This window comes from Aporhodopirellula aestuarii, assembly GCF_023701485.1.
Taxonomy (GTDB): domain Bacteria; phylum Planctomycetota; class Planctomycetia; order Pirellulales; family Pirellulaceae; genus Rhodopirellula; species Rhodopirellula aestuarii.
The window spans coordinates 22,095-34,696 of the sequence record NZ_JAMQBK010000044.1 but is presented as its reverse complement, the minus strand read 5'-3'; the positions used below and the strand labels follow the sequence as shown (position 1 = coordinate 34,696).

Genomic DNA, 12,602 nt, shown 5'->3' with positions numbered 1-12,602 from the left:
TTGTTAAGATTCTATTCACAATAGCGTCAGGAGCGGGCGAGTGATGACGCACTAGATTAGAATCAGCAATGATCTTTTTCGGCTTTGCGAGAAAGAAGCTTGTTTTCCAGATCATCGGCGGACTGCCGCAGCGATCCGATTACCTCTCGCAATCCGTCTTCGCCCAATTTCTCCAGCGACTCAGCGAACTCACGATAGACGCGAATGGATTGCCGACTTAAACCGGCTTTCGAGAAACTTTCGGCGAGTCGCCGTGCGATGGAAGGGCCCAAATACGCTTTCATCTTTGGCGTCTTCGTGGTACCGACTCTTTTCGCATCGTTAATCAACAGCGTTTGCTCGACTTCTGAAAGTGTGGCAACCTTCTTTCCGCGTCGTTGCAACTCCTCGACTTCAGCGATCAAATCTCGCCAACGCACGTTTTCCGGTTTCTGTGTGCGGATGATTTGTCGCATTTCGTTCAAGTCAATTTCCGAAGCCGACTCAGCGTCAGCGGCAATAGGGTCTTTGCTGACTTGCAGGTTTAGGAAACAAACTTCCGCTCTGCCTGCATCAGTCTTCACCCCGGAGACTCCAGCGAGCAATCGGTCACGGTTGTGCATTTTGGCGATTCCTAGCTCGTGCCAGTCATCTCCGACGTGACGAACAAGAGCGCGCACCGTTTCGCCCTTGATTTCTAGTCGCAACTCAACGGGCTTGGCAGGCTGCAGCGGAAAGTCCGCGAACCGCCCCATCCGTGTTCGTCTTGCATTGATACGCTGTTCAAAGTTCGCGTAGTGCCAGATCGTGCCCTGGCGAGTAAAACTGGCTCGCTCGAGACGAATGTAGTTCTTTTCGTCTTGGAATACGACGAGGCCACCGCTGATGTAAGCCCGTGTCTTTTTGCCGTCTAACGCGGGCAGCGGCAAATCACCGTCGACGGTGACTTGGATCGAAAAATCGCCCGACAGTTCTTGCAGCACACGTGGCGAATTCATGCCGCCGCCCTCGGCGTCTAATTTCTTGACACCAGGGCCGTACTCGATCGTCAGTTTCTGCCCATCAATTCGGACTTGACTGTCACCGTCAGGTCGAATCACTTGCCCCCAGTCCCTGCTCATTTCCGGGCCGTCGTCGGCAAAGCCAGGGTGGATGCCCAAGCTGAATATTAGCAGACTGTGACAAGCAATTAATGACGTACGCATTGTTTAATCCTCTCATATTCGTTTCTAGTATTGCAGTGCCCGCCGATCACGGTGACAAACTGGATTCATCGGAGCACAAGACATTTTCAATTCTCGACGTTGCGATTCATCGACGCCGCAAAGCGACAACTCCAGACAAGTAATTCCTTCCCCTTGCTCGGCCGTTAAAGACGATTCGTCAAATGAATCGCGCGTGGGTGACGTCGGTGACGTCGCAATTCTTTCAAAAACCTTCTGGTCAATTGCGGAGGCAGCAGGAATTAAGTCCCGAAAGCGCTGATCGATCCTTGATGTCTCTTGAGCACGCAAGTTGGGACCATTCAACGTGGCAACGAGGAACGTATAGCAAGTGGCGATGAAGTAGGTTTGGTGACGGGGCATTGATTACTCTGCGGTGGTGATTGGAAAGCCTTAACGCAGTACAAAATCCATCTCCGGGTGATTGCGATTCAGCAAATTGCAGGTGACCTCCTTGGTCGCTTCAGTCTATTATTCAATAGCGGAGACCATCGATGGGGATGACGGTCAAAGTCAGAAAAACCAGTATCCATTTGTTAAATGAGAGTGTGGCACGAGCAGGACAATCCTTTCACTGCTAATCGGCGCCCATTTCGACACGTCGTTTCGGTGTGAACGATGGACAGTTTACGACCGGAGTGTGGCTTACGCTAACGAATCGTAGTCCAACAAGACCTTGGACGCTTTCAGCGTTTTCATTCCGCGATAGATCAAGGCAGCGACAGCTCCTTTGGGTCGATTCATGATTCGCGATATTTCTTCCAACGGCATTTCTTGCAGATGGTGAAGTTCAATCGCCTGTCTTTGTAGCGGCGGAAGCGCGGCGATCGCCTGCAACAGAAATTCCGCCTGCTCAACTCGGCCTGCTTTGACGCTGGGCGTTGACCCATCGTTCGCCAAAATGGCGTTCAATCGCGAAGCTGACTCATTGATGCTGGCGTCTAATGACCGCTCCCGTCCCACGTCACGTTTCCGTGCTCGCAACTTCCGCAATTCATCCAGTAAATTGTTCAGAAATACTCGACGCAACCAGACACGCTGGTCTTTCTCAGTGGTGATCTCCGTCGCGTCGGATTCGCAAGCGTCAAGCATCGTGACCTGAATTACCCCAGACAAATCCAGCTTCCCTAGTAACTCCGGCGATAGCTGAGTGGTGCCGAGCAATCGGAGATACTCCCGATACTGCTCGGCCCAAAATGTATTTTCTTTTGACATCCAAACATCCGGCAAATCCCCTGAAACCGTCACTGACATTATAGAGACTGCGTAATCACCATGCGTGCGTTTCAAAGTGCCTGAATCGGACGAATCGCCAAGTGCGGCGGCGCTTTGCTACATAGCTGAGGTGATCGGACCTTCAAACTACTCTTTCTTGCGTCTGCCGATCGAAGTGATTCTTGACATCGTTCGTCATGATTTAACTCGCACCTTCCGCTATTGCTTCTACTCCATGCCGTTATCGGCCCGGGCAAATGGAACGCCGCCTATAACCCCAGCGGGCATCCGCATGATAAATGACGACAGAAACGAACATTTCCTCAGGAAACGAACGTCATCTGCGATTGTGTGCTCCGCTAACACCAATGAGATGAGTTCATTGCAACTGAGTTACGCGTCAGACTGGTGCAAGACATTCCGATACCGAACTCAAAAATGTCTTTCGTTAGTCCACAATCATGAAGAAGCTTTTCGTTCTGAAACGAAAAAGATTACGTGATCCGATTGATCGTTGGGCCGAGCGAATCGTTCCGGCTGGAATATCCACCAACGGAGAGAAAGCATGAAGTACGGCGTCTTATCACGGGTCTGGCTCACTCTCATTTGCCTGTATCTCCCTCTCGTTTGCGTCGCCGACGACGGGACCAACACTTGGCACACATCTGAAGTCACCGGCTTGATCTTCACCCCAGATGGCGTAAGGTTGATTTCGACCAGTCTGCGAAACGACCGAGTGTCCAAAGTCGTTCCTGGGGAGAATTCATTAGAATCAATCGACGGTGCCGCCGGAAAAATTACCGGCGTCCGCAGCCACGCGATTGCTATCACGCCGGACGGATCTCAGGTTGCCATTGCCGGGTTCAAATCGACGGCTGTGTATGATCTGAAGACTCGGCAAGAACTATGGCGGATCAGTACCACTGCGGAAGAGTATTCGCCACCCTACGTGATGGCGCTTGCCTTCAGCCCCGACGGGCGACAATTGGCAACGTCGGGGGCTTCTTCCAAAGTGGGTGGGCCACACGGCTACAAGGGAGGACTCATCACGATCCGGGACGCAAAGTCTGGCAGAGAACTTCGTCGATTTGACGATCTGTCTCATGCATCAGACAGCATCGCGTTCAGCCCCGATGGCAAGCTCTTTGCAGCCGGAACTCATGGCGCGGGAGGCGAACTTCCCGAACCTGGCGAATTGAGAGTCTGGGACGTGAGCAATGGAATGCTGTTGCACCTCTGGAAGCTGAAGGATTCCGTGCAGCCGGGTGAAGAACGTTTCGGAGCAAACGGCATTGCGTTCAGCCCGGACTCTCGCAACATCGCCGTTGCCTACTCGGATGGAATCGTTCGAATTTGGGATGTCGCTACTAGAAAGACGCGAATCGAAATGAAGGGGCATCGCCGCGGTGTTCGAAGAGTTGCATTCAGCCCGGATGGTCAGCGCATTGCGTCAGGTGGACTCGATCGAACCGTGCGTCTCTGGGAAACGGGAACGGGTCGGCAGATTCAATCATTCGATATCAGTGCGGCGAAAGTCAATACTCTCGTTTTCAGTCCAGATGGAGACCGGCTCGTCGCTGGAGGTGGTGATTTTCTTCGCTCAGGTGAGATCCAGATATGGCAATTGCCAAACCCAAACCGATAGGATTCTCGTCGTGAAAGTACGCTTGGTCCCGCGACAAAATATGAAATCTGTCGCAGTCGTCCTTGCCGCAATGATGTCGATCACACCTATACGGGATGATTTGCTAGTGCGATCATCGCCACGAGCCAAGTAGCAGCGAGCGTTACGGGGATCGCCAGAATCGCTGCGACGATTCCAATGGTTGATTTCCAAGTTCGGTATTTCACCCGTGCGACAATCGAGAGGATCAAAGCAATGACTGAAACTGGCAAACCGATCATCAAGGTCCCAAGAGGAACCAGCGCCGAGTCCCATGGAACCTTGATGATTCGGAACATGGCCAAAGTGCAAACAATCATCGGTCCAAACAGCGAGATCAACGACATCATTAACCCGATCGCCGACAGCAGTTCCTTCTCGGTCATTGGTTGGTGAGCCGACGGTTTCTGTGCCGGTTCTGCTGGCGGCCTGTACGGCGATGGAGAATTACTGGTCATTGGTGCGTCCTGACGTCATTCTGTTTTCGACAAGCCCGATTGGCCCCCAGATGAATGCCACGGGCAAACCGAAGCAGGCACCGTACAACCCGCCAACTGATTGGGCAGCGACGAGCCCGATCAATGCAGCCAGCACCGAATAACAACTGCCTTGGAACATGCGTTTCATTTTTGATGACCTCTTGGTGTACCAGAGCCCCTTCGGAGCATTTCGCTGCGTGTCGCCATGTTCAACTCTGCTCCGAGCGATTCGAACGCCTCTTCGATTGAATCAGCGAGCCCGCCAGCGAGACACACAACATGACCATAAATGCGGCTTCCCTCCAATCATTGCCGCCGATGTACTGCGCGGCGGCAGCGACGACGGAAACCGTGAGGACTCCCAACGCTGCATACTTCGACTTCCCTGCATCTTCAGTCGGCAAAAACGGACCCGTTACCAACATGCTCAGTGCCAGACTTACACCAAGAGCGAGAAACACCTGATAGTCAGGCAGCTCCAACTTGTTCGTCAACCAACACGTAGCCACCATCCATACTGCAGTCCCGACAAAGACGACACCCCGCCTCGTTTGCGGATTGCCTGTGGTTGCGGACACATCTTCATCAGGCGATGACGGATCACAATTCGGATCCGGTGGTTCGTATGGATTTGCTGCGTTCATGGACTCTGACGTCGACGGTAAAACAGGAAAATGAAGCACGCTACGATTCCGCCGAGCGGTGCAAAAACGACTCCCAAGAACATCTGGATACCGGAAGCCATTGTTGGTTCTCCCCTGGCAGTCTCGTCCGCTTGGATCGCCATCGCGTAAGCAAACATTGGTAATACAACCACCGCACATCCGAGCAGGAAGACCAGCCCGAAAGTGATGGCCGGTTTCAACCGACTTGTCGAAATCGCTGGATGATCGGCAGGTCCACTGGACGGTTCGTAAGGATTTTGGCTTGATTCTACTCGGGTTGCGCTTGCGACATCGTTGCTTTCATCGCCTTGCCGCTGGGACAAGTTAGAAGCTGAAGTGTCCGAATCCTTGTTACCAGGTTGTGCGGTCCGCGTCGGCAATAAGAGTAAAATGATCAATCCGAAGATTCCTAACACGCCCAATACGCCATACCACTTTGAGAAACCCTTGGCCTCGGCAAATCGCATGCACGCCCAGACGATCAGCAGCATTGCCGTCAAGAGCCAACCAATGATCATGGCGGGATCTTGTTCCGAGAACGCACACACTTGACAGGTGATCCCACCGCCAATGCCGAGGTTAATATCTCGCCGCGGCTTGGGAGCAATGTTGACCGACGTTTGGTTGATCGCTGCGACAAAAGCAATCAAACCAATTGACGTCACCAGCACTCCCGCTAAGTAAAGCCTCACGATCCTGTGGTCGTCGCGAACATTGATCGTGTACCTGGACGGATCGCTGAGGTAAGCTAGCACCAGTCCAGCGCAGATCAGTCCCAGTCCAATGATCGCAACGATCAGGACGCTCCTGTATTTCCAGGGTCTGCTCATTCCTGACCTCCCTCGCTTCCCTGACTCCCCTCGCTTTCCTGACTTTGGCTCCAAATGAGTCCGCCAGCCAACGCTGCAGGGATTGTCAAAATGATTGCCGTCAATTTCGGCCACGAGTCACTCGGGTCCGCGAGCAGTTCGTGAAGTCCAGCAAACATGTCTTTTGGGTCAATGATTTGTGCGACGATCATGATTTGGGCAAATATCCCAACCAGCAACGAATTGCTCCACCCGGTCGTCTTTCCACGACGTCCCGCGACATAGCCACCAACCGCTATTCCGATCAGCCAGTTTAGGTACCCAAGCGTCTGTTGTCCTTCTACGTCGATCCATCCCAGCATTTTGCCAAGAACAAACGCCACGAACATCATCAGTGCGAACATGACGATCCAGGCAGCGAGACATCCTTCGCAGCCTCGATTCAGGCTGTACGGTCGCTCCTCGGTCCTTTGGGAGTGGTGCAGCTCGAATCCGCCATCCTTCGTATCGCTCATTGGATTACTATTTTCCGTCAAATTGGCTGATCAGTGGAGTGCCTATTCGATGAAGCGTCGACGCAATGGTGAGCATGACGCTAAAAATCCATAAACTGGTCACTTAGGCTCCGCAAGAATGAATTGCGATGCAAGCTTCCCTTCAATCCAGCTCAGCCCAATTTCCTGAATGCGAATCGGCAATGGTCTCAAAATCGCCCGCCGCCCCGACCTGAAGAGCGATGGAGCATGTGCTTGCTCCGAGATTCGAGTTTCGCCCTAAGACGCATTCTCCCAATTTCAACGGTCTTTGGTTCAATGGAACATCAATCAATTTCGCTGCTGGAGCTCAATAGCTCCCTGAGTCGCGTCGTTCCCCGGTAGATGAAAGCCGCCACCGCACCCTTGTTTCGATTCAATCGCTTGCCAATCTCCTCTAGCGGTAAGCCCTTCAAATGATGCAATTCAATTGCCTCACGCTGTGCTGCCGGCAAGCAGGACAGCGCTTTGGCAAGCCGCAATTCTCGTTCGTGACGCATTGCCTGGTTGCTAGGACTTGACTGAGAGGCGACCAGCCACTCGTTCACCCTCGAGGCGGACTGTTCCATGGCCTGATGAATTGAGAGTTCACGGTCAACGTCTCGGGCTTGAGTGCGAAATTTACGGATCTCGTCCAGCAAATTGTTTGCAAAGATTTGCCTTAGCCAGGGCACACGGTTGGTCTCCGCAAGCTCGTCCCAGCCGGCTTGACCGGCTTCTAGCAGCGTCAACTGCACCACGCCGGACACATCGACCTTGCCGGCGAGCATGTCATCCAGCTGCAACCGGCCCAGCAAACCGAGGTATTCGCGGTATTGTTCTAGTTCAGCTGCATGATCATCGTGCATGGAGGCTCCTCTACATTATTGAAAGCGGCATTTCGTCGAGCCGATGACGGTCAGGTTAGCCGAATCCCACAAAATTGACCGTCATATGTGAGTCTCGAGGCCGCTAAAAACTGTAAGCAAGCCGTTCTGTTGTCTGATTTGTCTGATACCGATTGAAGAATCCCGTGGCAAAATCTCTCGATTCAAAATTCCTGGATGACCCCGAATTTCAATCGCTTCTGGTTGGATGCCTTGAATCGCTGCAGCGCGGCGAGACGATCGATCGTCATGCTCTGGCCAAGGATTTCCCCGGATTCTCCGAAGAGATCGGCAGGTTTCTCGACGACCGGCAGCTTTTGGAGGAGGCAGCGTCTGACTTCGGTGATGTGCCGCCATCGCGTGTCGCGATCTCTGCCTATGAGAACACAATGGACTCGAATGCAGGGCCTGCCGATTTTTCGATCGGTGAAGCGATTCGGTACATCGGCGAGTACGAGGTTTTGGAAGAGATCGCTCGTGGAGGCATGGGCGTCGTCTTCAAAGCTCGTCAGCAGAAGCTCAATCGCATTGTCGCCCTGAAAATGATTCTTGCCGGGCGGCTTGCTGACAAATCGGATGTGGAAAGGTTCTATCGGGAAGCGCGAGCGGCAGGAAAACTGCAGCACACCAACATCGTTCCCGTTCACGAGATCGGGGAACATGATGGTCGACACTACTTCACGATGGACTTTGTCGATGGACCAAGTCTCGCCGACACCCTTCGCGAAGAATCGCTGTCTCCGGAAGCGACCGCCCGGCTGGTACGCGAAACCGCCGCGGCCGTGCAATATGCCCATGAGCAAGGAACCGTGCATCGCGATTTGAAGCCGGCCAACATCCTGCTTGGCGAAAACGGTCAACCGATGGTGACCGATTTTGGCTTGGCCAAGATGCTCGGCGGAGTTGACGACGAAACACGGGCGGAGCTGACCGCATCGGGACAAATTCTTGGGACGCCAAGTTATATGTCCCCCGAACAAGCCGCCGGCAACCAAGACTTAGTCGGCCCGGAGTCGGATGTTTATTCGCTCGGAGCGATTCTGTACGCCTGTTTGACCGGCCGCGCGCCGTTCGTTGCCGACTCGCCGGTCGACACGTTGCTACAAGTCATGAACAAGGAGCCGGTCTCTCTACGCGAACTGAATCCTGCAGTGCCAAAGGACCTGGAAACGATCTGTCTAAAGTGTCTGACCAAAGAACCCCACAAACGTTATGGCACGGCCCAGGAATTGGCTGATGACTTACAGCGATTCATCGAAGGTCGCCCCGTGTCGGCAAGGCCGGTTGGTCAGATCAGTAAGTCGATTCGCTGGTGCCGTCGGAATCCAATAGTGGCGTCCCTGCTGACTTTGGTTTTCGTATCAATGGTCGCTGGAACAGCGATTTCCACCTTTTATGCTAACACCGCACAGAAGCATGCAGCGAATGAAGCCGAACAACGGCAACATGCTGAGGACGCACGCGACGAAGCTGAACGTGAACGTGACGCGGCCGATCGGGCACGCGCGCTTGCCCAGCAACGCGGGTCAGAATTGCGACGGCAACTCTACGTGGCACAAATGCCGCGTGCACTGCGGGAATGGAGCGACGGCAACACGGCAGGGGTCGAACAACTTCTGGGGCAGCACTTACCGGAAGGCGACGAGGATGACCTGAGAGGTTTTGAGTGGTACTGGCTAGACAACCTGACGAAATCCAGTCGGCTGACGATCGAAACTGGAAGGACCTTTCTGGATGCCGACATTTCTCCCGATGGCAAATCCATTGCGATACTTTGCAACGCGCGTCTGATGATCCATCGCCTGGATACGGGCGCGCTGATTCACGAATTTGAAACGCCGTACTCCATGCGGGGTGGTGTCGAATTTGATCCCACTGGACGCTTCGTCGCGGCTGGTCAGGATCTGGTCCAGCTTTGGAGCATCGACGATGAGGCGTTGGTGTGGGAGGGTGAATCCGAACCGCATACCGTTTGGGTAGGATTCACCCCCGATGGCCAACAAGTCCTCTCGGCAAATGTCGTGGAGGAGAAGAATCGCGTGAGCAGCGCAACAATTCGCATCCGCGATCGAGAGACCGGTACGGTAGTTCACAGCATTTCAGTCCCGGAAAAAATTTACGCGGCAGCCATCAGCCCATCGGGAGATCAGCTCGCTGCGTCCTGCGCCGACAACATGATCCGTGTATGGGATCTCCGCACCGGCGTCAGCTTGCGAAAATGGTCCATTGGCGGCGTTGGGGGCGACTTGTCGTACTCTCCTGATGGTCGTTGGTTGACCGTTGTTACTTCTGATGGAACTGTGGCTCGCCATGATCCGCAAGTCGGAAAGCTGATGCAGTCATGGCAAGTATCGTCCAACGACATCTATGGTGTTGCCACCGACGGAGCGGGCAAACACTTTGCGACTGCCGGGAGGCAGCAGATCGCGCGTCTGTTCGACTTCAAGGACGGAGAACCAGTCAGGGAGTTTCGTGGTCACGAAGCCGAGATCAGATCTGTCTTATTCCGGCCTGGATTTCAGGAACTTGTTACGTGTGATCGCACCGGAAAGATCCATGTTTGGGATACGCGTCAAAACCAGGGTGTCGAGCGATTCGAGGGAGATTCAATCGACATTTCAGATGCCGCATTCAGTCCAGACATGAAATGGCTTGCTACGTCTCAAGGCATTTCGTGGGACACTGAGCGACAGGGGGCAGTCAGGCTCTATAGCCTTGCCGACGGAGCGACGGGGCCGGCGCTGGATGGTCATGAAAGCGGCGTCTTTGGAGTCGCGATTGCAAATGGTCACGTCTATTCTGCAGGCCATGACGGCAAGTTAATCACGTGGGATCTGGAAACTTTCGATCCCATCCGTACACGTTCGTTTGAAAAGCCACTGACTTGTCTTGCCGTTGCGGAATCTGGGAAAACGCTTGCTGTCGGCAATTCCGAAGGTGAAGTTCGCATACTCAACGATAAGGGGCAAGAAGTTGCGACGATTCCGATGAATCCACCTAATTTCTCGATTCGCGATGTGGCGATATCGCCCGACGGCCGGTTCGTCGCGAGTAGCAATACACAACTTTTGCAGGTTTGGGACTGCTCGCAGAATCAGGCAGTCTTGCAGATGAAGCAAAAGAAGGCCGGACCTGTGCAGTTTTCGCATTCGGGACGTTGGCTGGCCGCAGCCTTTGACGGCGCGCTGCACATCTACGATACCTCGACGTGGAAAGTGATTCACGAGTTGCAGTCTCATACCCAGTCAATTCGCGGAGTCGCTTTTCATCCCAACGATCAACGATTGGTCACTCAGTCAACAGACAGCACCATCAAACTTTGGGAGACGGAGACATGGCAAAGTGTCATGGCGTTTCCGTTCGCTTACCGCAACAAGAATGACCGATTTGCACCGATCTTCAGTCCCGACGGAAACTACCTGCTGGTTGGACGCGACCGTGATGAAGCTCACTTGCTTTGCACATTCACCCGAGTTCGCGAACCATCACCTGACCCTGAGTCACTTCAGGCGCGGGCAAAAACATTGGCTCTCCGCCAACTCTGGGACGAAGCCTTTCAGGAGTACGAGCGGCTGATCGAAACAGGCGCGCCCGATTTAACATGGGCGTTTGTTCACGCCGCCGAAGTAGCAGCCTTGGCGGAACAAACGGAGGCGACTCGGTTGCTAATCATCGACAGCGCGAAGCGTGCAAAGGAGTACGAGGAAAGTAATCTTTCTCTCGCAGCTCGTTTGATTCTGGCAGCCCAATTGCGTCCCGACACGGACCCGAATCCTGAGCAATCGTTGCGAATCGCCAGAAGAGCCTGGCAAGAAAAGGAAAAACTGACCGGACTGTCATTGCTATACACTCTGTTCCGACAAGGGCGCGATGACGAGATTGTCGAATTCAGAAAACAGAATGATGGCATTGGGAGAGCCAGCGTCACGCATCAGTTTCTCCATGCGGGTGCCCTGTACCGGCTGGGCGAGGTTCACGAGGCAAGCGAGATTCTCAAACGTGCCGCCGACAGATACGCACGCGACATGCCACCACTCGGACGTGGGCGTTACATCGAACGAGAAGGCTTTAGCGACATCATCTGGGATCTCCTGATCTGGCGAGAAGTCAGCGAGATTGCTCTGCAAGCGTTGAACGAGGCGATTGACGCCAATCCGGAAGACGCCGCACTGCTCGCTCATCGCGGCGATCTTCACCGCCGCTGGCATCGTTGGTCCGACGCGATGAATGACTTGGGGCGAGCACTTGAGCTCAATCCCGACGACGTTGATGTTTTTGAAGCAGCGACGACCAGTGCCATTCTCGCTGGCGAGTACGAGATCGCCGCACAGGTGGCAGAATTGTTGCTCGATCGCTTTCAACAGCCAGATCGCATCGAGTCGATCTGGTTGGCCGCAAGGATTGCCGCGCTCGTTCCAGGTGATGCGGGCATTGATCAATCGCTGCTAGAGCAAATACGCGCGAGTGCCGCAGCACGACCAAAGAACAACTGGCGGCAGATCGCCTTGGTTGGTGTGCTGCACCGAATCGGACATCTGGACGAGGCGATTGAAGAACTGGACCGAATCGATGCAATCTTTCCAGATCTGAAAGGACTCAACAAAGCGAGTCTCTTTTTTCGACGTGGATTGATCCTTTACGATCAAGGAAAAGCGGACGAAGCCGAAGAGGTTTTTCGCGTAGGGAATGCAATTGCAAAGTCATTCGAGCAACCTCCTGGAGTGTTTCCTACGCAAGGTAGACACGTATGGGTGGACTTCCTTGCCCTGCGTCAAGAACTAAAGGAATTGCTCAATCTCTCGGAACACAACGAAAAGAGCGTCGAAAATGAACGAGAAAAATAAGAATCGGCGGTTCGCTGAATCGTTCACCGGTGCGATTTTAGGTGTAATTATCGGCGAGATGGCGAGGCAAATGGTTCAATACGATCACGTCCCTCTCTGGCGAGTGTTGATTCTTATCACGGCTGCCTTGGTTGGAGGGTTTGCCATCGCCTTCTCGTTGCGCAGTTCCAAACAGGATTCCTCCCCAGCACAGAACAAATCCCACAACAATGAATCAGCCAGCGAATCAGATTGAAGATCAACGACGACACGACCTGAACGCTAGCCGGCGCATAGCACGTGGCAACGTTGGACGCCCCCCAACCATCTCCATCAACCCATCCACA

11 protein-coding genes are annotated in these 12,602 nt (G+C 53.7%); 3 read left to right on the top strand and 8 right to left on the bottom strand.

Annotated elements, in window-relative coordinates:
• Positions 1-62: 62 nt before the first annotated feature.
• Both NB063_RS17120 and NB063_RS17115 read right to left on the bottom strand, forming a co-directional pair.
• Entirely contained in the window at positions 63-1,184 is a 1,122-nt protein-coding gene (locus tag NB063_RS17120; RefSeq protein WP_250929969.1) for a DUF1349 domain-containing protein, read from the bottom strand.
• Between the two features lie 663 nt (positions 1,185-1,847).
• The gene (locus NB063_RS17115; RefSeq protein ID WP_250929968.1) at positions 1,848-2,417 is read right to left on the bottom strand and encodes an RNA polymerase sigma factor; all 570 of its coding nucleotides are present in this window, start codon (positions 2,415-2,417) and stop codon (positions 1,848-1,850) included.
• A 565-nt stretch (positions 2,418-2,982) separates the two neighbouring features.
• On the opposite strand from NB063_RS17115, the gene NB063_RS17110 reads away from it, so the two are divergent.
• Entirely contained in the window at positions 2,983-4,062 is a 1,080-nt protein-coding gene (locus NB063_RS17110; protein ID WP_250929967.1) for a WD40 repeat domain-containing protein, read from the top strand.
• 86 nt (positions 4,063-4,148) lie between these two features.
• Here NB063_RS17110 and NB063_RS17105 read toward each other — a convergent pair whose 3' ends face one another.
• The 6 genes from NB063_RS17105 to NB063_RS17080 all read right to left on the bottom strand — a co-directional run bounded on the left by NB063_RS17105 (position 4,149) and on the right by NB063_RS17080 (position 7,414).
• On the bottom strand, positions 4,149-4,538 hold the full coding sequence (locus tag NB063_RS17105; protein ID WP_250929966.1) for a hypothetical protein: 390 nt from the start codon (positions 4,536-4,538) through the stop codon (positions 4,149-4,151).
• Positions 4,528-4,707, bottom strand: coding sequence for a hypothetical protein (locus tag NB063_RS17100; protein WP_250929965.1), 180 nt, complete (start codon positions 4,705-4,707; stop codon positions 4,528-4,530). The genes NB063_RS17105 and NB063_RS17100 overlap by 11 nt, the downstream gene beginning before the upstream one ends.
• A gap of 61 nt (positions 4,708-4,768) precedes the next feature.
• Entirely contained in the window at positions 4,769-5,203 is a 435-nt protein-coding gene (locus tag NB063_RS17095; protein ID WP_250929964.1) for a hypothetical protein, read from the bottom strand.
• Positions 5,200-6,054: a hypothetical protein gene (locus NB063_RS17090; protein ID WP_250929963.1), complete on the bottom strand. Its 855-nt coding sequence runs from the start codon at positions 6,052-6,054 to the stop codon at positions 5,200-5,202. Before NB063_RS17090 ends, NB063_RS17095 begins: the two co-directional genes overlap by 4 nt.
• The gene (locus NB063_RS17085; protein WP_250929962.1) at positions 6,051-6,548 is read right to left on the bottom strand and encodes a YrzE family protein; all 498 of its coding nucleotides are present in this window, start codon (positions 6,546-6,548) and stop codon (positions 6,051-6,053) included. The genes NB063_RS17090 and NB063_RS17085 overlap by 4 nt, the downstream gene beginning before the upstream one ends.
• Before the next feature lie 305 nt (positions 6,549-6,853).
• On the bottom strand, positions 6,854-7,414 hold the full coding sequence (locus NB063_RS17080; RefSeq protein WP_250929961.1) for a sigma-70 family RNA polymerase sigma factor: 561 nt from the start codon (positions 7,412-7,414) through the stop codon (positions 6,854-6,856).
• Positions 7,415-7,578: 164 nt separating this feature from the next.
• On the opposite strand from NB063_RS17080, the gene NB063_RS17075 reads away from it, so the two are divergent.
• Both NB063_RS17075 and NB063_RS17070 read left to right on the top strand, forming a co-directional pair.
• Positions 7,579-12,276 (top strand): protein kinase domain-containing protein, encoded by a 4,698-nt coding sequence (locus NB063_RS17075; RefSeq protein ID WP_250929960.1) that lies wholly within the window; start codon positions 7,579-7,581, stop codon positions 12,274-12,276.
• The gene (locus NB063_RS17070; protein ID WP_250929959.1) at positions 12,260-12,511 is read left to right on the top strand and encodes a hypothetical protein; all 252 of its coding nucleotides are present in this window, start codon (positions 12,260-12,262) and stop codon (positions 12,509-12,511) included. Before NB063_RS17075 ends, NB063_RS17070 begins: the two co-directional genes overlap by 17 nt.
• Positions 12,512-12,602: the final 91 nt, after the last annotated feature.